The organism is Nostoc sp. FACHB-110 (genome assembly GCF_014697425.1).
Lineage (GTDB): Bacteria > Cyanobacteriota > Cyanobacteriia > Cyanobacteriales > Nostocaceae > Nostoc_B.
Window position 1 is genome coordinate 36,216 of the sequence record NZ_JACJRU010000011.1, and the last position, 21,108, is coordinate 57,323.

Here is a 21,108-nt window from a genome sequence, read left to right on the forward strand (position 1 = left end):
TATGAGAAGGCTAATATTATTGTGCCTGTTTATCGTTGGGCTAGGGGCTGCTGTTTTTGGCTTCTTGAATGTTCAGGGACTAGCAGCCAAAGGTAATTTTGAAACGATTGTGCTTGATTTTCGGGAAGATATAGCCAAAGATGAAATCAACCGAGATTTACAAGCGATCGCTCAACAATACAACGTCACACCCCAACTAGATAATAAGTTTTCTGCACAAGATAATGTGTATATTATCAAAGGCGATCGCCAACGGCTCAACCAACTGAAAAAATCTCAGTTCGCCAAAGCCACGGAATTTATCGAGCCGAATTTTATCTATACAATTCCCCCAGAACCCAAAGCTACTAGTTTAGGAGAATTGCCCCAACCCCAAGATAATGAAGCCAAACCTGCGTTAACTGGCCCCAACGACCCATATTACAGCAAGCAGTGGAACCTGCATAAAATCAGTGCTGAAGGGGCATGGAGTCAAACTAAAGGTAACGGTATTACCGTTGCCGTCATTGACACGGGTATTACCCAAGTGCGCGACTTAAAAGAAACCAAATTCGTCCAAGGCTACGACTTTGTTAACGACAGAGAACAAGCCACAGACGATAACGGACACGGTACTCACGTTGCTGGAACAGTCGCCCAAGCTACTAATAATCAATATGGTGTAGCCGGAATTGCTTACGAAGCAACACTTATGCCACTAAAAGTTTTAAATGAGTATGGTGGCGGTACAGTTGCCGATATTGCCGAAGCCATTAAATTTGCTGCTGATAAAGGCGCAGATGTAATTAATATGAGCTTAGGTGGTGGTGGTGAAAGCCAGTTAATGAAAGATGCCGTTGATTATGCCCACAGAAAAGGTGTAGTCATCATTGCTGCAGCTGGAAATGAAAGTGCCAATGGCGCAAGCTATCCAGCCCGTTACCCCCATGTCATCGGTGTTTCCTCCTTCGGCCCAGATGGCGAAAAAGCTGAATACTCAAACTACGGTGCTGGCGTTGATATCTCCGCGCCTGGTGGCAGTGAAGCAGGTAAAATTTTGCAAGAAACCATCGACGAAAATGGCCAAAGCACATTTTTGGGACTCCAAGGTACTAGTATGGCTTCCCCCCACGTTGCTGGTGTGGCAGCTTTAATTAAAGCTAGTGGTATTAAAGAACCAGATGAAATCTTAACAGTCCTGAAACAATCAGCAAGAGTCATGCCAGATGATGGCTTAAACTATTACGGTGCTGGACAACTCAACGCTGAAGCCGCAGTTAAACTAGCTACCCAAGGACAAATCAGTTTCACAGATTTCTTCCGTTGGTTGCGGGATAATGGTTATCTTAACCCTGGCTTTTGGATTGATGGCGGTGCAATTGCACTGTTACCTAAAATTTTGATGGTCTTAGGTTCATATCTACTGGCTTGGTTTTTGCGGGTTTACTTCCCCTTTGCTTGGAGTTGGCCTTTATCCAGTGGCTTAATTTTTGGCAGTTCTGGGTTATTCTTCCTCAAAGGTATTTATATATTTGACCTTCCCCAATGGCCTTTCCGCGTGTTAGGCAGTTCTCTACCAGAACTAGGCAACACCTTACAGGGTACTGATGCTTTAAATCCCATTTTTGCCAGTGTCCTCATTCCCCTAGCTCTGATTCTATTACTGCTGGGACATCCTAGCTGGAAATGGTTTGCTGTTGGTTCCACCTTGGGCGTAGCAGCTTGCTTGACAGTTAGTGCAATTTACAACCCAGCCGTTTGGGGCTTAGGTAACGGTTACTGGGCAAAAGCCTTTCTTCTTGTCAATGCTGTACTATGTTACGGACTAGCCCGTTTGGCAGTTAACAACGAAAAGCAAGTGGCATAAAATTAACAGGCAATAGTGAGTGGGGAATATAAAATAACCCCCACTTTCTACTCAGCACGGGCTAAACGCCCCGCTACCGCTAACAGCACTCAGCACTCAGCACTTAATTATGAGCATTACAGTTACAGGAACTATTGAACGTCGTGATATTGGTATGGGCGCGTGGGCTTTTGTTGCAGATGACGGCAAAACCTACGAAATTCTTAAAGGCGCGGATAAAAGCTTGCTAAAAGCTGGGCAGAAAGCCAAAGTTACCGGACAGGTGCGTGAAGATATCATGACAGCAGCAATGATTGGCCCAGCCTTAGAGGTAAAATCTTTTGAAGTGATTAATTCTGACTAGCTGCGGGATTTACAACTGCTTGCAGACGACTTCTAAACTCTCCTTTGGGATGTCCGCCTTTGACCTCGCCAATAATTTGAAATTCTCCTTCTGGAGATTCACAAATAATATAAGTAGGCCATCCCATATCTGCTTTATCGGGATATTGAGTTAGCAAAATTTTACGATATTTGCGATAGGTAGCTGTATCTTGCATTTTGACATCAATAAACTGCAAACCCAATTCTTCTGCTACTTTTTGGTCATAAAAAGACATTTTATGACAGATGCCGCACTCTTCAGAAGAAAATTTAATAACAGCTAAACTCATATAATTTTGCGCCTCCCTGGAATTAGGCAATGTATCTTATCATAGTTTTTACAACTATGCATCTTACTCAAGACTGAACAAGGTGCAATATAACAGTTAATGAGAATTTAATCAAAAAATTTATATTTTTAGCCAAAAATTATTTTTTAGAAAATATTTTGAGGATCGTATTTTGTGGAGTATGTGACAAAAATTAGCCAAAGTCTAAGCTAGGACTTTATTATGAGCAATTCTATAATTTGCTATCCACAATTTTTTTACAATCTGTAATCTGGCTTTGACAAATCACTAGAAATCTGACTATAAACTATGATAAGATAGACAAACTTACGATTCTCACCAGGGTAGCTTCTGCAAAGCAACTGAGCGATCGCAAACAGAATTTCCACAATCCATCTGCTAATCTACCAATAGTAGAAGGGTGAATAAGTGAATTCCATATTTTAGGCACTAAGAGTATTTTCAAACTCTATCTGTGGCAGGATAATTGCGAAAATTCAGAATCCATCTCGGTCAACAAATGCTGACACTGATAGACATAAAACACTATTTGCACTAGTATATTGTCTGAAACTTACGCTAGAATATACGCCTAAGCAACTACCAACAGTTTCAAGAAACAAACGCAAGAGATTTTTCTAAGAATCCCCAAGTAGGTGTTAGCCAATCAGGGGAGTTGAGTATCAGGGTGGATCTACCAATTAATTGTTCCAAAGTCTAGCAAAGTTCTCCGGATCAATTTTTGCAAAGGTCGTTTGTTGTTGTTGATTCAAGAATCAAGGTGACTACTAAGCCAGAAAGTTAGTTATCTTAGTACATCTACCAATAATCTGTTTCTAGGATTCCGAAGTATGTTCCGGATAAAAACGCCAAAAACTGATATGCTGTTAAATCAGCATAAAAAAATCTACCAGTTGTGGCCAGTACATAGGGGAGTTATTTATTAGGGCGCGTTGATGAAAAATTAGTTTATTCGAGAAGTTATTTATATCTTCCGAATAAGAGGTTGCTATTTACCAACCATAAAAAATCTCCCAGTGTTGGCAGTAACTAGGAGATTTAATTATCAGGGTGCATTAACTACAACTATTTTGTTCTCAAATTTCACAGCATCTACTGGAACAATTTATATCGACAATTTATCATTTACAAAAAAATCCCCCAACCAGTGTTAGCCAGCTAGGGGGAGTTAGTTATCAGGGTGCATCTACCAATTAACTGTTCAAGTTTCATACTGCATCTCCCGGATAATTTGCACAAAAAAATCCCCGAACCAGTGTTAGCCAGTCAGGGGAGTTAGTTATCAGGGTGCATCTACCAATTAACTGTTCAAGTTTCACATTGCATCTCCCGGATAATTTGCATAAAAAAAATCCCCGAACCAGTGTTAGCCAGTCAGGGGAGTTAGTTATCAGGGTGCATCTACCAATTAACTGTTCAAGTTTCACATCGCATCTCCCGGATGAATTGCATAAAAAAATCCCCTAACCAGTGTCAGCCAGTCAGGGGAGTTAGTTATCAGGGTGCATCTACCAATTAACTGTTCAAGTTTCATACTGCATCTCCCGGATGAATTGCACAAAAAAAATCCCCGAACCAGTGTCAGCCAGTCAGGGGAGTTAGTTATCAGGGTGCATCTACCAATTAACTGTTCAAGTTTCACATCGCATCTCCCGGATGAATTGCATAAAAAAAATCCCCGAACCAGTGTTAGCCAGTCAGGGGAGTTAGTTATCAGGGTGCATCTACCAATTAACTGTTCTCGTTTCACATCGCATCTCCCGGATGAATTGCATAAAAAAATCCCCGAACCAGTGTTAGCCAGTCAGGGGAGTTAGTTATCAGGGTGCATCTACCAATTATTTATTCCATAGTTAAACTGTATCTCCCGGATGAATTGCACAAAAAAAATCCCCCAGCCGGTGGCAGCCAGCCAGGGGAGTTAGTTATCAGGGTGCATCTACCAATTAATTCTTCTAGAGATAATTATTCTTTTCCGGACAAAAGTTGCTGCCATTTTGTTTGTTATTAGGACTTACGCTGCAATATGAAAAATCAAGGAAGTGTGCGTAAGTCTTGTCAAAAAAAATCCCCAGCCAGTGTCAGCTAGCCAGGGGAGTTAGTTATCAGGGTGCATCTACTAATTGATTGTTCCAAGTACGATCGCCCAATCCGGAGAAAATCCTTATAATTATTGCTATCAACCCAAAAAAAATCCCCAGCTGGTGGCAGCCAGCCAGGGAAGTTAGTTATCAGGGTGCATCTACCAATTAACTGTTCTAGATGCGATCGCCCAATCCGGATCAAATACTCGTAATATGATGGTTATTGGGCAGAAAAAATCCCCCAGCCGGTGTTAGCCAGCTAGGGGAGTTGAAGATCAAGGTGCATCTACCAATTAACTGTTCTAGGCAGATGCTCCCCAATCCGGATAAAGTAATAACAGCTAGGGTTAAACAATTTTGTTGAGAAACATTCAGTAGCGGGATGCATCTAAGCTATCAGAAGAAGCGAAAAATCGACTTGAAACTTTCGCGTTTCAAACCAGATTTAGGAGGCGAACAGGTAAGTTTGTGACCCAGGAATTTCACATTTCCGTGACTCCAGTAGGGCAGAATGACTACTTGGTGCGGACGGAACAAGTCGCGCCTGGGGTTCCTTTGGCAGAAGAACTGGTGACTTGGCCTGTGGCTGATTGGTTGGCGGCGGCGGGACATCTGATGAATGACCCTTTAAGGTCAGTATTGCAGGGAGACGCGTTGACGAAGTCCGCCTTAGGCATCGCCAGAAATTCTGTAAACTTAGTGGCATTAGGTCAGCAATTTTATAACGCCCTATTTCATGGCACTCTCAGAGATAGTTGGATTACTGCCCAAGGGATCGCCCAAAATCATCAACAAGTGTTGCGTCTGAGATTGGGTCTCAAGGATAACAGATTAGCACGTCTGCCTTGGGAAGTCATGCACGCAGGCGATCGCCCTTTGGCTACTGGCCCCTATGTTGCTTTTTCGCGCTATCAAAGTGGTCTGCTCAATACTGCCCGTTTACCATCAAGAAATTTACCGCAGCAACCTGAAGATGGCATAGTCAGAGTTTTAATGGTGTTGGCTTCGCCCACAGACCAAACACGGCTGGGTTTATTGAAGCAAGAAGCCGTCAGGCTACAAGCGGAATTGCAGCGTCATCTATCGCGCACTGATAACGGTCAATTGCCGGAAATTGACTTAACTATCTTAGACCAACCAGGCAGAGAAGAATTAACCCAAGCCTTAGAACAAGGCAGATATCAAGTTCTGCATTACTCAGGACATAGTAATTTAGGGCCAAATGGCGGCGAAATTTACCTTGTTAGTAATAGAACTGGCTTAACGGAAACTCTGAGCGGTGACGATTTAGCTGGTCTACTTGTTAATAACAATATCCAAATGGCTGTGTTTAACTCCTGTTGGGGTGCATACACAGCCACATCCGACACAGCAGAAGAAACAGGCGAACGCAACCTTACCGAAAGTTTAGTCAGACGCGGGATCAAATGTGTTTTAGCAATGTCAGAACGCATTCCTGATGAAGTTGCGCTGACACTGACCCAACTTTTGTATCGCAACCTCAGCCAAGGCTACCCGGTGGATTTGTGTGTGAGTCGGGTGCGTCAAGGATTAATTTCTGCTTATGGTTCGCACCAAACTTATTGGGCGTTGCCAATTTTGTATTTGCAACCAGAATTTGATGGGTTTCTTGGCCCGGAGATTTCTAACTCTACCAGTACCGAGTCATTGAATGATTATACCCGCAGTGTTAAGGCAACTACCTCTACAGCATACGCGGCGATCGCTGATGATGCACAGATGCCTTTACCAATTGAAGAGATGATCCCACCTGGTTTAGGTAGTCATGATGCTTCTGATTTGGACTGGTTAGGCGAAGAGACTTGGGGCGATTTAGTTGATGAAATTGAATATGACGATCCCACCTATGCGGAAGATTCAGCAATAGTTTCAGATTTATTTCGCCAGTTAGATCATCAAAAAGCCAGCAATAATCAATCTCCTCGAGTCGAAGAACCACCCTTAACTAATCCAGAAAATCATTTCCCAGCTAGACAAAATACAGGACAAGTCACACCTTTTCATCGCCAGGGATCATGGGGAAATCCCGGAGAACCACCCAAAGAAACGCCAAGCACAGAAAAACAACCCCATCCCGATTTAGTCTCACTGCCAACAGCCCCACCTCAACGCCGTCCCCGCCGTAATTTGCGGCCAGTGTTAGGGATTGTGGGTGCAGGTGCGATCGCTACAGTCATTGGTTTAGGATGGTGGTGGCATCGGCGCATCTCTGCTTTTCCCGATATTCCCCAAATACCCACTGAACAAGCTATATCAAGAAGTAGTCCCAAAATTAATTTGCAGGATAGCCCAACATCTGTGGTGACTAACACCGCGACAGAAAAATTAAGCCAAGGTGATTTACCTGCTGGGTTGGCTGCAGTCGAAGAATTATTAGACCGGAATGTCTTGACGGCGGCGCAAACTGCCCTAGATTTAATTCCCCCAAAGCAAGTTAATGAACCTTCAGTTAACTTTATGAAAGGTCGATTAGCTTGGCAGTTGATTCAAACTGGAAATAAAAAATATAGCATTGATGATGCCCGTCGCTATTGGGAAACCGCAGCCAAAGCCGAACCTGATTCGCTGTTGTATGCCAATGCTTTAGGGTTTGCTTACTACGCCGAGAATAATCTCAACCGGGCGAATGATTCTTGGTTTAAGGCATTGAATTTAGCTTTGAATCAACAAAAAACTAACTCTAACGCGGCAATATCACCTAAAACTCCGCCAGTACCTCGTGATGCTTTGACTCCCTATGCTGGTTTAGCCCTTGGTTTGTATAAATCTGCTAACAATCAACCTGCGACAAAACAAACGCAGTATATGAATGAAGCGATTAAGCTACGCAAACTAGTTATCAATCAAGACCCTGTAAACTTTCAGGCGAATAAATTGAGTAATAATTGGCTATGGACAGAAAAAGCCATCGGCGATTGGCGATCGCTTCTGGAGCAGAAAGTGGAATAATTACATAGGAACTAACTATTGCTTTTGATTGTAGATATCGTCACATAGATGGCGATCGCTTTCCGCCTTGGGATTATTCTTGAGATAATCACGCGCTGCATCACAACCACGCTTGAGGAGTTGATTTAAGTCAAAATCCCAAACAGATATTCTGTTATAATCACCAGCAGAAGCAATACTCTTCCCATCTGGACTAAAACTCACGCTACTGTTTCCAAAACGCTCATAAGTGCTTAATAAAGTGCCTTCAATACTCCAGATTTTAACTGTTTTAGGGTCTGCTGAGGCAATCATTTTGCCATCTGGACTAAAGCTGATGCTGGTCACAGTATCGTAATTATTTAAAGGAGTAACTTTTTCTTGATCCAGACTCCAAATTTTGACAGTGTTGTCTTTACTAGCCGATGCAATTAATTTCCCATCTGGACTAAAATTCACATTTGTGACACCGTTACCATGTTCTTCAAAAGATTTAATTACTTGACCGTTAAGTTGCCAAACTTTAACTGTTTTATCATCACTAGCTGAGGCTATTAACTTATTATCTAGGCTAAAACTTATACTATTAACCTTATCTTTATGCTCAGTAAAATTCTTGATTAAATTACCTTTAATTCCCCATATTTTTACAGTTTTATCTTCACTTGCGGCCGCAATCATATCACCATTAGGGCTGATACGAACACTGGTTATAGAATTTTTATGTCCTGGTAAAGACTTTAACAAATGTATTTTATTAACTGAATTAGAAGAAATACGCCATAACTTAGTAGTATCATTACCACCAATAATAGCTATTTTATTACTATTAGGGATAGCTATTACATCACTAACCCGATTACTTGGTTCCTTGAAGGACTGTAAATTTAATATTTTTGTAACTTTTTTACCATTAATTTTCCAGAATTGGACTGCATTGTCACTGGTGCTAATAGCCAGAGTTTGGCTATCTGAACTGAAGCTCATAGTGAAACTAGCATCATTGAAATAACCAAAGCGGTCAGTTTTAGAATTAGGAATACCTTGGATTGTTGTGAGGAAAGTGCCATCGGTATGCCAGAGTTCTATAGTATCTAAACCTGTGCGAATAGCTAAAATTTTACTATCAGGACTGAATCTGAAAGCAGAGTCACTATTCTCGCTTAAATTTATCCTTCTACTTTTAACTTTAATAGTTTTAATTAAAGTACCATTTTGCTTCAATAGTCTGACTGTGTTATTAATATCAACTTTAACAAAAATCTGATAATCAGGACTATAAATTCCCGTATTATTAGCAGTTGAAATTAGATGGCCATCACGCCTCCAAAATAAAAATTTTTCCTGAGAACTGGATACAGTTACTATAGTTCGTCCATCATTTGTAAACATTGTTTCAGAAATGGTCTGGCTTTCTTCTAGTGGACGAAGTGTTGTTAATAAAGTCCCATCCATACGCCAAATTTCTACTAATTCAGCTTCTTCATTATCTTTTATTCTATTGCTAATAGCTACTATTTCTCCATCATGACTAAAGTTAATAGACATTTTGTTCTTAGATTTTAGGCTTTTAATTAATTTTAATTGACCGTCTAGGCGTAAAAACTTGATGACATTATTCTTGTCCAAAATAGCTAAATTTTTACCATTACGACTGAACCCAATATTTTGGATATTACTATTCATAGTAGTAATCAGTTTTCCATTCTTCCTAAGCCATATTTTGAGTTTATTTTGACTAACAGTGGCAATGATTTCTCCATCAGGACTGAAGCGAATTTTCTCCACCTTATCTTCTGGGTTTGCCAGAGATTTAATAAGTTTACCATCAGTAGAAAAAAGATTTACACTGTTGTCATTTTGTACCAAAGCAATACTCCTTCCATCGGTGCTAAAACTACCATCAACAAACTCACCTGAAAGGGTTTTTAGTAAAGTACCGTTCTGTTGCCAAAGTTGTACTGTGCTATCTTGACTAGCAGAAACTAACATTTGGCTGTCAGCACTGAAATAGATTTTTGTATTACTACCTGGTAAAGTTGCTTTACTAATACCGTCACGCTGCCAAAGTGTTGCTGTACTGGCATCGTCAATAGAGGCGACTGTTTGAGGATTAGGGCTAAAAACTACTTCATTTATCCGTCTTTCGTTGGGAAACTGAAAACTGCTTTTTTCTAAACTCCAGAGTTTTACAGTTTTATCTTCACTCCCCGAAACAAGCATCTTACCATCAGGGCTAAAATTAAGGCTAGTTATTGTATTCCTATGTCCCTTGAGAGTAAAATTGACCCTACTTCCTTGATCTATTTGAATGGTGGATACTGTTATATCATTATAGGAACTGAAATCTATGCCAGCTACATTTATAGTTTTGGTATCACTACTCCAACTTAAAATGTATGTAATTCCATTAAAATTAATATCTTGTATAAAAGAGCCATCAACACTTCTAAGTTTTATGTTAGAGCTTGTTAAGCCGAATATAGCAACACTTTGATTATCAGGGCTAAAACTAACAGAGCTACCATTTATATTTTTTAATGTTTTAATTTTCTTACCATTATGATTCCATATTTTGATTGTATAATCTTCGCTGATAGAGGCAATTAGTCGCCCATCTGGACTGAAACTTACGCTGTTAATACTACTATCATGTCCCTCAAAAGGTATAAGTTCTTCAGATTTAATTTCTTCACCTTTTAAATTCCAAAGTTTTAACTTGCCATCTTTACCACCAGAAATAATTTTTTGACCATCAGGACTGAAGCTAAAACTAGTAACTTCATCTTCATGCCCTGGAAATTTAGTCAGTTCATCGCCTTCCAAACTCCAGAGTTTTAAAGTTTTATCTTCACTACCAGAGAGTATATTTTGACCATTGGGGCTGAAGCCAAGACTTGTAATTTTTTTGTCATGAGCTTTAAAATCTTTGAGCTTCGTCCCCTTTCTACTCCAAATTATTATCCTGCCATCAGCACTACCAGAAACTATTTTTTGACCGTCAAGACTAAAACTTACTTTAGTCACACTGTCAGTATGACCTTCTAAAGTGTTAATTTCTCTTGTGGTATAAACCGCATCTTGCAAAGCAGTCTTTACCTGCATTGCTGTTTCTGGTTTTACGCCAATTGACCACCATTGTTGTAATCGTTTGCCAGCTTTGATAGTTTCTATTAATGCTTCTAAATCTCGATTTGAATTCAGCTTGCCTTTTGCATTGCCACTCATGGCCAGCAATTGAGCATTATTCTGATTAACTAATATTAATGGTAAAAATATTGCCAATGCTCCTGTTATGGTTCCTAATGAAACTTTCCATAGTAACCCGCGACGTGTTTCTAGTAGTTGTTGTTTAAGAACTTCGTTTAATTTGGCTTCTGTTAACTTTCTTTGTTCTCGCTCTTTTTCTAGTTCTTTAATTAATCTTTCTGACTGTTGTTGGCGAACAAATGGAACTAAATAATCATGTACTAGTTGATAGCGCTCTGCGGGAACTGCTGGGATTTTAAATATTAGTCCTGATTTAATTAATATTTCTAAAATTAAGTCGAGTTTTTCAGGTTGGACTTCTAATTCTAATTCTAAATCGGCGCGAGTTTTTAAAGGACGCAAGTTGTTTTCATCTGTGAGCAGATATAACACTAGTTTGGCTATCTGCTCATTTTCCGTACCGCAGTCTTGAACTATTTCTTCTAAAAAGCGTCCGACAAATTTTTCTTTGGGGCCTTGTTGTTGATATTTTTCTAGTTTGGTAATTCTTTCAGTTTGCAGTTGCACGCCTACAACTTGCAATTCAATTGGTCGAACTTCTCCTAAGTCTCTGGCTAAATCTTTGACTAACTCATCTACGAGTGATGGTTCAAAAACAAATGGTGTTTTAGCTGTCAGGATATGGATAACGGCTCTTGCATCTTCTGGGGAGAAGTTATCTAAATAATAGAGAATATCTTTGTCGAGGATATTGTTGTTAATTACTTCAAAATCAGCTAATCGATTGTTACATTCCAATAGGTAATACAAGTAGTCTTCGCGCAAGGATAGAATGACTTTAACAAAGGGGATGTCTAAGCATTCGCGTAAAAATTCATAAAATGGTTTTCTACTAGCCGGGTCTTTGTAAACAAAGAAAAATTCTTCAAATTGGTCAAATATTAAGACTGTTAATAAGTTATAATCATCATGTTTGACAAACTGCTCTAAGATAGATTTATCATCAGTAAATATAGGTATATCTTCGCCTTCGTAGGGTTTGAGGGCTAAAGGTGTTAAATTAGCGATCGCCTCTTTCAATCTATCTCCTAATTCCCTCAACCAATCTGGATAAACTTGCTGCAAAACAGGCAAAACATCACGCGTTCCAATTGACTTTTGTTTTAATGCGGGAATTAACCCAGCTTGCAAAATTGAACTTTTACCTACACCAGATTGTCCATGAATAATTGTTAGTTTATGATCGTGGCGACCCATGCGTTCAATTAAACGCTTTATATCTGGTTGTCTCCCAGATGCAGCAATTTCTTGCGCGACTGTATCGGAGTTTTCAGCTAATGCTAAGGCGGGGTTATTTACTTGCTGTTGTGGCTGCAATCTTCCCGCACCAATAAAGGCACGATAACTATATTGTTGTTCAATAGAACGCCGATATTGCTTAATATTAAATGCCGTTAAATATTCACATTTTTTAAAATAGTTGTCGCGCAATTGGGCTAAAATGCCAATATAAAGCTCTGGATCGTATTGAGCTTTAGTGTCAGTTTTGGCAGTTTCTAAGGTTTGCAATGCTAATTCTGGTTGGTTGAGCGCAGCTTGCGATCGCCCCAATGCAAACAAGTACCAACCGCGATGATAAGAGTTTTCCCACTCCAAATCTGCCTTAGTTTCTTCACTAACTGGCTGCTGTATATTTCTTTGATAGTTGTCTAACAAACTTAGAGCCTGTTCAGCAGCAGCTTTGGCTGTATCTGGTATTGATTTGGCCAGTGCTACCTCGGCTTTGAAACTATATGCTCTTGCAAGTTTCAACGGATGTTCATAAATTTGATGCAAGACTAAGGCTTTGTTGGCTACAGCTTCTAATTCCTCCCAACGCTGGAGTTGTTGCAAAACTACACCCAAGGCGTTGATGAATTTGGCTGCTAAGTCTCGGCGATTTGCTTGCTCAAAGACTGCGATACATTTTTGAAGATATTCAGTAGAAGTCGCACGAGAACTTTCTTGTTCGGGGAGATACAGCACGGCAAATGTACTCCACCATATACCCAAGGAATAAAGTACCGCCGCACGACGTTCTAAAAATTGATCAGTTTGTTCAAACAGTGCTAAACTGCGCTCGTAATGTTGTCGAGACTCTTCCATAAAATTGGCAGTAGCTCGACCAAGCATAAATTCCAAGCTGGCTTCGAGTTCTAAAGAAAGACTCAAGCGACGATTTTGTAATTCATTGGCTGCGGCTTCTAACTCCACTCGGCGAGACGAGCCAATTTGTAAATTGAGTGCAACTTGATCAAGATATCTCCCCGCACCCGCAGCTAAAACTCTAGTAAAGATTTCATCGGCTGTTTGCTCAATAAAATTAATTAAATCAGCACTGGCGATCGCAAATTCAACTGTCGTACTCCAACTGTGTAAATCGGGGGCGACGCGGATGAGTTTTTGCAAGACTTCATCTGTCACCCACAACACCAAAGGAAAGTGAAAATTTTTGCGAAATTCTTCTCTGACTTGGTTGGCTGTAATTAAAACTTGTTCTAGATGATTGACCGACTCTAAACCAGAGACAACTAACGCTTGGGGATGCTGTTCACGGATGCTATTTTGGATAGTTTGGTAAATGGTTTTAACTGATTTATCTAAAACTATTTCTTGAATTTCTACTTCGCTTGATGCTTGCAAAGTTTGCATCAACCGTCTTCTGACACTTGTAGCATTACACAGTGCCAAAATTAGCGAAAATTCGCCGCCAGAAGTAGCGATCGCCCAATTTAATTCTTGTAAAGAATTTTCGTTATCTGTTTCGAGTCGGTACAATTCGCTCATAATTTTAACCCTGGTGCTTCTGCCAAAATTGGATTCAGGTCAAACCAAAAACCATCGCCATCGCAATATTCATACACAAATCGGCTGTGTACCAAACTGCGATAACCATCATCACCGTTGACTTTTTTGTTTTTTCCCACTTGACGCAGCAATTTCCATTCATCATCGGAAATTGCCAAGGTCATTTGATTGCAACGATACTTAATGACGTTTTCTAAAACATCACGTCCCAAAGGTAAGCGTCTTTGCTTTTTAATCCAGTCATAGAGAAGTCTGAGTAATTCTCTGACATGACCACCACTCACACAGCACAGCCTTTCTAAAGTATCGGGGTGATCAAAAATCTCTGGAATCAAATCCAGACGTTGTGCTTCTGGGACATCAGGAAAGGCTCTCGCCAACACCATTTGTTTGAGGAGATACATACCCTCTGCACAAACAGTCCCATCACGTTGTTGTACTGGAACCATTGGTAGTACTTTGGGATCTACTATAAATCGCTGAGTTAATCTTTCGATATCGTTAGAAAAGCGCAAAGATAAAGGAATTGTGTACACAACATGGCATTTAAGTTGACGTAACTGTTCACCCCGATCCACAAATAAATATTCTGGTTGGGGTCTTCCCCAAGGTTTTTGTGCAGTATCGAGGCGGTCAAGATTATCAACAATCACCACTAATCCTTTTTTGCCATGTTGCTGTAATTTAACGATCGCAGATTCGATGAGTTCTTCGTTAATCACATCTAAAATACTTTTGGTACGAGGGCCAAGATATTCGCGTAACTTGCTGCGAAATTCTGGACTATTTTTGGCCTTCGCGGTAATTTTACCAATCCCAATTGTGAACTCTGCCGACCACTCCAGTTCTACCTGCACTAGTTTGGCTGCGCCTTCGATAATTTTTTTCAAACCTTTGGGTTCAGGAATTTTGAGTTGTTTTTCTAGAGCGTCGAGACTTTCGGTAACACGACGTGCGATCGCTAGTAAAATATCACCAATATCAACATCACTCATTTCTAAGTCTTGACTAGACTCAAAATATACTACTTGATAGCCTACTGCTTCTAATTCAGCTTTGAGTTTCAGCAGTTCTGTAGATTTACCACAGCCGATATGTCCGGTAAATAGTTCACAAGTCGGCTCATGTGGCGAAAAAAACGTAATATTTTCTTTTAGCTCCTCAATAATCCTGCCACCACGCACTGAAGAGAAATCAATATAATATTTACGATCCTCAGCGTTTTCTACCGCCAAAGTTTTGCTAGGGTTGCACGCCTGGTAAAATTTCTGTAAGTCCAGTGTCATCAAATACCTCTTAACAAGGCTTCCTCTTAAATTTATACAAAAGCGTAGTTACTTATTTCTACAAACTTTTAAGTAAGTTTACATTTATTTAAAATAACTGTATTATTAATTTTCGCTGTTAATTTCAAATTAGCAACATTAAAAATTGTTGGGCAAAAATACAGATTTTTTGTTGAATAAGTAAAATTTACAGACAATTAAAATAAGACGACCTAGGCAAACACAAGGCTTTTAATATTTAATTTTTCATAAAAAATAAACGTATTTTGTAGAAAAATGTAGCTTTTGCCAAAGACTAGGTATACTAGTCATTCTAAAGCCACTATTTTTTAACAGTTATTTTTGAAGGCTCTTATCCGTTAAGAAGCCGGAAGTATTTTGATTGGGAATAATTGATGGATGTTATATAGCGATTCCCAGTTAAGTGAGGTACAGGTAATATTTTGAAACGCAGAGGGTCGCAGAGTTAAGCGCAGAGGTACGCAGAAATTTGTACTTCAGCAGACTAGGAAACGCTATATTCAATTATTAATAATTTTTATCAAAAAGTATTTTAAATAATAATAAAAATATAAGAAATAAATTCGCAAAAAGAGATTTTATGAATTATACATTGAGTTGCTAGTGCTAAATTTTAAATCTCAAATCTACCATTCAAAATGTTATCACCCATTATTACAGTATCTTTACTATCGGCTGTGGCGATCGCTTCTCCTGTTGCACAAACTAGTGAACCAGCAGCAGCAGAACCGACTGTGGCAAGTGCCAATATTTTGCCAGCAGACACACCACTAGTAGGCTTAGTCAATACTCAAGCCACAGCTTGGGAATCCTTAAATCGTTTTTATCTATTTGAGAGAGCCTTTACAGCCGCAGCGCAATTTTTACCTCCTACGATTAAATTCAACTATGCACGAGATATAGAGCCTTTGTTAAACGGGCCAGTGATGTTTGCGTTTCTGCCCAAGGTTGAGGGAACGACTGCAAGCATAGATAATAATTTTGTTCTGCTAGTTCCAGTCAAGGATGAAACACGCATCCAGTCTTTTCTAGATTCAATGAAGGCAGATTCACAACGGGTAAAAGTTCGGGAATATAAAGGCATCACTATTTTGGAAATGCAGCCTCCCAAGAAACCAAAAACACCAACACCGCCAAGTTTACCCGAACAAACACCATTACCAGAATTACCAAAAGCTCCTTCACCAACAAACGACACCCCAAAAAGCAAGCAACTTCCTACATTAGGCAAACTCAAAGCAGCAGCAATGCCTGATTTAACTAATCCAGATTGGCTAAATCAACAACGCGGATTTGCGATCGCTACTTTACCAGGTTATGTTGTCTCAGGCTTCACTGCTAAATCTATTGAACAAGTCATAGATACTTCTCAAACAGATAAAAATCTGGCGCAAAATCCCCAATTCCAGCAAACACTCCAGCATCCGCAGTATGGCAAATCGTTATTTACAATTTATGAAAACTTGCCGAATTTTGTACCGCTAATCAATGATCTAGCTAAAGACCCTAGTCTACCATTCCCAGTAATTGGTACTGATAGCATTAACCTCGATCAACTCAAAAATTTTGGCAGTGTCAATGGTTTTTTAACAGTCGAACCAGAGGGTTTACGCTTTCAAGCTACGGCTTACCGCCAAACACCTAAATCAGAAAAAGATAACTTTCAAGTAGAACAACCAGAGGCGATAATATCGAAATTGCCCGGTGCAACTTATTCAGCCTTTACTGGCAGAAATATCAATCAGCGATGGTTGATGTTAGCTGAAGCTGTGAGTACAAAGCCACAACTAAAAGATTGGTTAACTCAATTGCGTAGTTTTGTCCGCACTAGCACCGGACTTGATTTAGAAAAAGATATTACCAGTTGGATGGATGGCGACTATGCTTTCTTTCTGTTTCCCTCCAAAGGTGGACTTTTAGGTTCCATCCCCGATTTAAATTTAGGAATTGGCATAGCCATACAAACAAATAACCGCGCTGCTGCTGAAAATACGCTCAAAAAGTTAGATGAATTTATTAAATCTTTCTCCAACGGAGAAGTAGTAGTTAATACTCACGATATTAAAGGTAAAAGTGTTACTAGCTGGGATGTAGGCGGTGGAGCCTCACAAAGCTCACTGGTTGGTCAAACTGTTACTAGCTGGGAGGTAGGAGGTGAAGCTTCACAAAGCTTGCTTGCTTACACTTGGACTGACAACAATACCATCGTCATCACAACCGGATATGGGGCAATTCAAGATTTAATTCCCCAACCTTATATTCAATTGCCTTCTACTTATAACTTCCAAACTGCGACTAATTCCTTACCCCGTCCCAACTATGGATATTTTTATTTGAATGGTGGGTCTACTTTGTCATGGATTTATGGTTTCTTGCCTAGTATCTTTAATAATGAAAGTGTCCAACCTTGGAAATCACTGATCGGTTCAGTCTATAGCTTGAGTGCCACAACTGCAACCACACCAGAACAAGAACAATTTGACTTTTTAATGGTTTTGGCTCCCACCAGAAAGCCAATTGAGGCGGGGAAGAAAGAATAGGAGAAATGACGTTAACTAGTAGCTTGGAACTAGTTAACGCTCCTGCGGCACTAGTACAACAAGGCAAAAATAAAAAGAAAGAATCGTGATACCACAAGCCTTTTAGCAATTTCCGATGGTCTGTTTATTTACGCCAATCTGTACTAGTATTACCAGCTTCGCCAACTAACAAAAAATTAAGGTTTCAAACTGCACAGACTAGTTTTGCCGAATTCTAGTTCATAAAATTTCATACTTCCGACTTCACACTTCAGACTTCACTAAAATACTCAAAGAGATTTTTAAGCAACCAATAGATAAAGCCGTAATGACAAGTTCTACAGATATAGCTACCTTAGCCAAATGGATGGCAGCTGATTTTAGCAATCAAGCGCAAGCTTTTGAAAACCCACCATTTTATGCACATATTCGCGTGTGTATGCGTCCCTTACCGTTGGAATTGTTATCTGGGGTAAGTTTTTTTGTGGAACAAGCCTACGACTACGCGCTAAACGACCCTTATCGGTTGCGAGTGTTAAAATTAATCAACACAGGCGATCGCATCCAAATTGAAAACTACACTGTTAAAAAAGAAGAACAATTTTACGGTGCATCCCGCAAATTAGAACTCCTTAAAACCCTCACAGCCGATGACTTAGAGAAACTACCAGGTTGTAACATGATTGTCGAGTGGACTGGTAACAGCTTTAAAGGTCAGGTAGAACCCGGTAAAGGCTGTATAGTCTTTCGCAAAGGCCAAAAGACTTATTTAGATAGCGAATTTGAAATTGACGAAGAAAAATTCATCAGCCTTGACCGAGGACGCGACTTAGAAACCGATGAACATATCTGGGGTTCAGTCGCAGGGCCATTTTACTTCGTGCGCTGGGCTAGCTTTGCCGATGAAGTGAAGTGCTGATTGATGTACATCTTTACTTGTTGACTGTTAACTTTTAAGGGTTGACTGTCAACAAAATTCCTCAAACCTCCGCGTACCTTGGCGTTAAAAAATCTAGAACAGTATTAAAATAAACTTAGGCAAAACCAGGGAGGTGGACATATTATGTCAATTAAGCTTTTACCAGACCTTGGAGATTTAACCGAAGGACTTGGAGTCACGGGTATTATTGGGATAGTTCTGATCCCTATATTATTACCAGTAGTGACTGGTGTAGGCAGACCAGTCGCCAAAGCAGCTGTCAAACGTGGTCTTTTGTTCTACGAAAAGAGCAAAGAAGCGATCGCAGAAGTTAGCGAAACCTGGGAAGATATCATAGCCGAAGCTAAAGCCGAAATTGGCGAAGAACGTATGAAATCGGCTGAACCTAGAGAAATCTAAGTTTCAGCGTCACAACGTATACACAAAAAAATTAAGCATCAAGGCGAAAAATTCACCTTATGCTTGTTCAAACTGCAAATATCTAATTTTTCTTTAGTGCATTTCGTCGTACTCTTGCGCTTCAACGCGTCTTGCCTCACCCCGCGAAGGTGGGAGAAATTCAGCCCGACGGATAGGAACTAAAGGTTGTGTAGAACCTTGATAGGGATGAATTACCTGCACTGTCCGAGTAGGACGGTTACGCGGCGAGAACAAAGCCAAAACCCCAGCTACAACAATACCTCCACCAACGGTGATAGTTGCGCCGCCTACAGCCCAAACAATAGGTGATGACCACCAAGCATTTTGAGGTGGTTGAAACGCTTCAGATGCTACTTTTTGGCTATTTTGCTGTGCTAATAGCAATTGTTGGGCATTTTGATTATCGAATAGGCGTTGGTTTGCCCCTCTTAGCTGCTCATTATCGGTTTTTAAACGATTCACTTCAGCTTTTAACTGATCCAATTCTGTACGTAACTCAGGGTTGGGTGCAGTGGGTGGCTGTGTATTGGGATAAGGCTGCTGTCCATAAGGATATTGCGCAGTTGGCTGCATCACTTGGGGAGCCATTACAGTGGGGATTTGGGGTGTTGTAACCGCAAAGTTAGGTTGTAGGGGAGTATTTGTCCCCTTGAGCAATACTAAAGCCGCCAGCCCAGCCACAGCGACTCCACCGATAAATGCCATACTCTCACTCATCGCGCTTGCCCCTCAACAGCGACATAACTATTATTGTTGGTGACTGACACACTCTCACACTCATAATTGTTTGCTTACTCAAATTCACCTAATACTTTAAGTATAAGCGGCAGTATCAGCTAGTTTTTTTACAGCCTGCAATCTGCTGTTAATATTCAAAACTATAAATGTCAAATTGTCTACTAAACCAGGGTAAAAAAACTCTACTGTTATACTTTCTTAATCTAGTCATTGGTCAATAGTCAAAAGATATTTTACCGTATTCCCCAACTCCCTACTCCCTGAATCCTACTGAACTAGTGCAGCTTTCAAGCTTTGGCAAAATTGAGCGATCGCATTTAACCCCTCTTCAGGAGTACCTTCTGCGAGGCGTTTGACAAAAGCACTACCAACAATTGCCGCATCTGCACCCCATTCTTTGACTTGAAGGGCTTGCTCTACTTGGGAAATCCCAAAACCTACACCAATGGGTTTATCAGTAACATTACGAATTTGTTGGAGTAAATCTGATGCGCGTGATTCTAGTTGCGATCGCATTCCCGTCACCCCAGTTACGCTGACCAAATAAATAAATCCTTGGGAAGCGCTAGCAATGGCTGAAATTCTGTCAGCCGAACTAGTCGGTGCTACCAATAAAGTTAAATCAATTCCTATCTCACCCGCAGGTTTAAGCAAGCCAGCCGCTTCTTCTAGAGGTAAATCAGGTACTACCAAGCCTGATACTCCTGCTGCTGCAATTTGTTGCAGAAACTGTTCAATGCCCCGATGCAAAATCGGGTTGTAATAACTAAATAAAATAATTGGTGCTTGGAGATTGGGTGTAACTGTTTGCAGCATTTCTAGCACTGCTTCTAACTTCGTGCCTTTTTGTAAAGCCCGGGTAGCAGCTGCTTGAATCACAGGCCCATCCGCCAAAGGATCGGAATAAGGCACACCTAACTCAATCAAATCAGCACCGCTACGATCGAGAATTTGCAAAGCAGCTGCGGTGGTTGCTAAATCTGGATCACCAGCAGTAATAAACGGAATCAGAGCGCACTCTTGATTCCGTCTTAAAATTTCAAAGCGATCGGAAATGGCAGTCATTAGTCAAGATTCAAAAGTCAAGGGTCAATAGTCAAAAAAATGAATCAGAAACTAGAAAACGGGTAATCCTTATGGAAGTCAAGATTTTTATATCCCATAACGGAAACAAAAAATAAAAAATGTCCCCGTTCCCTATTTCCTTTTTCACTGACTATTGACTATTGACTCACAGAAAGGATCACTTTACACCTGAGATTGCTTTTCTTGTTCAACCTCAGCTTGGATTTTGGCTAGTTCTTCAGGGGTAAGTTCGTCCAGCCGCTTTTGAAAAAACGCTTGTTCATAATCTTCCCGTTGTTGATGGTAGGTCATATCTTGATTCACAGCGCGAAAAACATAAGTGCCTAACCAACCAATCAACCCAAGCATTAGCACAACTTGGCTCCATATCCCAGCTTGTTGGCTATCTAAGCCAAACAGCTGCAATCCCACATAAGCCAAGCCGCCAGCGATAAAAATACCCAAGCCAATTCCAAGAGCGTCAATGCGTCGCATGAGAGTTATGACCT

12 protein-coding genes are annotated in these 21,108 nt (G+C 40.4%); 6 read left to right on the forward strand and 6 right to left on the reverse strand.

What is annotated here, in order from left to right:
- The first annotated feature begins 1 nt into the window (after position 1).
- On the forward strand, positions 2–1,846 hold the full coding sequence (locus H6G69_RS12960) for a S8 family peptidase (RefSeq protein WP_190687089.1): 1,845 nt from the start codon (positions 2–4) through the stop codon (positions 1,844–1,846).
- A gap of 109 nt (positions 1,847–1,955) precedes the next feature.
- Positions 1,956–2,189 carry a hypothetical protein gene (locus H6G69_RS12965; RefSeq protein ID WP_190687092.1) on the forward strand — a complete coding sequence of 78 codons (234 nt, stop codon included), beginning with the start codon at positions 1,956–1,958 and terminating at the stop codon, positions 2,187–2,189.
- On the opposite strand, the gene H6G69_RS12970 is transcribed toward H6G69_RS12965, so the two are convergent.
- Positions 2,176–2,499, reverse strand: a complete 324-nt coding sequence (locus tag H6G69_RS12970) for a thioredoxin family protein (protein WP_190687095.1) — start codon at positions 2,497–2,499, stop codon at positions 2,176–2,178. The two genes, H6G69_RS12965 and H6G69_RS12970, sit on opposite strands and share 14 nt — an antisense overlap.
- Before the next feature lie 2,573 nt (positions 2,500–5,072).
- Here H6G69_RS12970 and hetF point away from each other — a divergent pair.
- Positions 5,073–7,574: a cell division protein HetF gene (hetF, locus tag H6G69_RS12975; protein WP_190687098.1), complete on the forward strand. Its 2,502-nt coding sequence runs from the start codon at positions 5,073–5,075 to the stop codon at positions 7,572–7,574.
- Between the two features lie 15 nt (positions 7,575–7,589).
- On the opposite strand, the gene H6G69_RS12980 is transcribed toward hetF, so the two are convergent.
- Positions 7,590–13,589, reverse strand: a complete 6,000-nt coding sequence (locus H6G69_RS12980; protein ID WP_190687101.1) for an eIF2A-related protein — start codon at positions 13,587–13,589, stop codon at positions 7,590–7,592.
- Positions 13,586–14,896, reverse strand: coding sequence for an AAA family ATPase (locus H6G69_RS12985; RefSeq protein ID WP_190687104.1), 1,311 nt, complete (start codon positions 14,894–14,896; stop codon positions 13,586–13,588). Before H6G69_RS12985 ends, H6G69_RS12980 begins: the two co-directional genes overlap by 4 nt.
- Before the next feature lie 659 nt (positions 14,897–15,555).
- Here H6G69_RS12985 and H6G69_RS12990 point away from each other — a divergent pair.
- The 3 genes from H6G69_RS12990 (at position 15,556) to H6G69_RS13000 (ending at position 18,775) form a co-directional block, all read left to right on the forward strand.
- Positions 15,556–17,457, forward strand: coding sequence for a DUF3352 domain-containing protein (locus H6G69_RS12990; RefSeq protein WP_190687107.1), 1,902 nt, complete (start codon positions 15,556–15,558; stop codon positions 17,455–17,457).
- 307 nt (positions 17,458–17,764) lie between these two features.
- Positions 17,765–18,355: a chromophore lyase CpcT/CpeT gene (locus tag H6G69_RS12995; protein ID WP_190687110.1), complete on the forward strand. Its 591-nt coding sequence runs from the start codon at positions 17,765–17,767 to the stop codon at positions 18,353–18,355.
- 144 nt (positions 18,356–18,499) lie between these two features.
- Entirely contained in the window at positions 18,500–18,775 is a 276-nt protein-coding gene (locus H6G69_RS13000; protein ID WP_190687113.1) for a DUF5132 domain-containing protein, read from the forward strand.
- A 93-nt stretch (positions 18,776–18,868) separates the two neighbouring features.
- On the opposite strand, the gene H6G69_RS13005 is transcribed toward H6G69_RS13000, so the two are convergent.
- From H6G69_RS13005 to H6G69_RS13015, 3 genes are all read right to left on the reverse strand, one after another.
- Complete coding sequence (locus tag H6G69_RS13005) at positions 18,869–19,513, reverse strand: cell division protein ZapB (RefSeq protein ID WP_190687117.1); 645 nt, start codon at positions 19,511–19,513, stop codon at positions 18,869–18,871.
- A 288-nt stretch (positions 19,514–19,801) separates the two neighbouring features.
- Entirely contained in the window at positions 19,802–20,599 is a 798-nt protein-coding gene (gene trpA / locus H6G69_RS13010) for a tryptophan synthase subunit alpha (RefSeq protein WP_190687120.1), read from the reverse strand.
- A gap of 183 nt (positions 20,600–20,782) precedes the next feature.
- Positions 20,783–21,094: a DUF3007 family protein gene (locus H6G69_RS13015; protein ID WP_190687122.1), complete on the reverse strand. Its 312-nt coding sequence runs from the start codon at positions 21,092–21,094 to the stop codon at positions 20,783–20,785.
- Between the last annotated feature and the right edge of the window lie 14 nt (positions 21,095–21,108).

Coding starts and splice junctions, on each gene's coding strand:
- H6G69_RS12960 (WP_190687089.1), top strand. CDS start 2: ATGAGAAGGCTAATATTATTGTGCCTGTTTATCGTTGGGCTAGGGGCT.
- H6G69_RS12965 (WP_190687092.1), top strand. CDS start 1,956: ATGAGCATTACAGTTACAGGAACTATTGAACGTCGTGATATTGGTATG.
- H6G69_RS12970 (WP_190687095.1), bottom strand. CDS start 2,499: ATGAGTTTAGCTGTTATTAAATTTTCTTCTGAAGAGTGCGGCATCTGT.
- H6G69_RS12980 (WP_190687101.1), bottom strand. CDS start 13,589: ATGAGCGAATTGTACCGACTCGAAACAGATAACGAAAATTCTTTACAA.
- H6G69_RS12985 (WP_190687104.1), bottom strand. CDS start 14,896: ATGACACTGGACTTACAGAAATTTTACCAGGCGTGCAACCCTAGCAAA.
- H6G69_RS12990 (WP_190687107.1), top strand. CDS start 15,556: ATGTTATCACCCATTATTACAGTATCTTTACTATCGGCTGTGGCGATC.
- H6G69_RS12995 (WP_190687110.1), top strand. CDS start 17,765: ATGACAAGTTCTACAGATATAGCTACCTTAGCCAAATGGATGGCAGCT.
- H6G69_RS13000 (WP_190687113.1), top strand. CDS start 18,500: ATGTCAATTAAGCTTTTACCAGACCTTGGAGATTTAACCGAAGGACTT.
- H6G69_RS13005 (WP_190687117.1), bottom strand. CDS start 19,513: ATGAGTGAGAGTATGGCATTTATCGGTGGAGTCGCTGTGGCTGGGCTG.
- trpA (WP_190687120.1), bottom strand. CDS start 20,599: ATGACTGCCATTTCCGATCGCTTTGAAATTTTAAGACGGAATCAAGAG.
- H6G69_RS13015 (WP_190687122.1), bottom strand. CDS start 21,094: ATGCGACGCATTGACGCTCTTGGAATTGGCTTGGGTATTTTTATCGCT.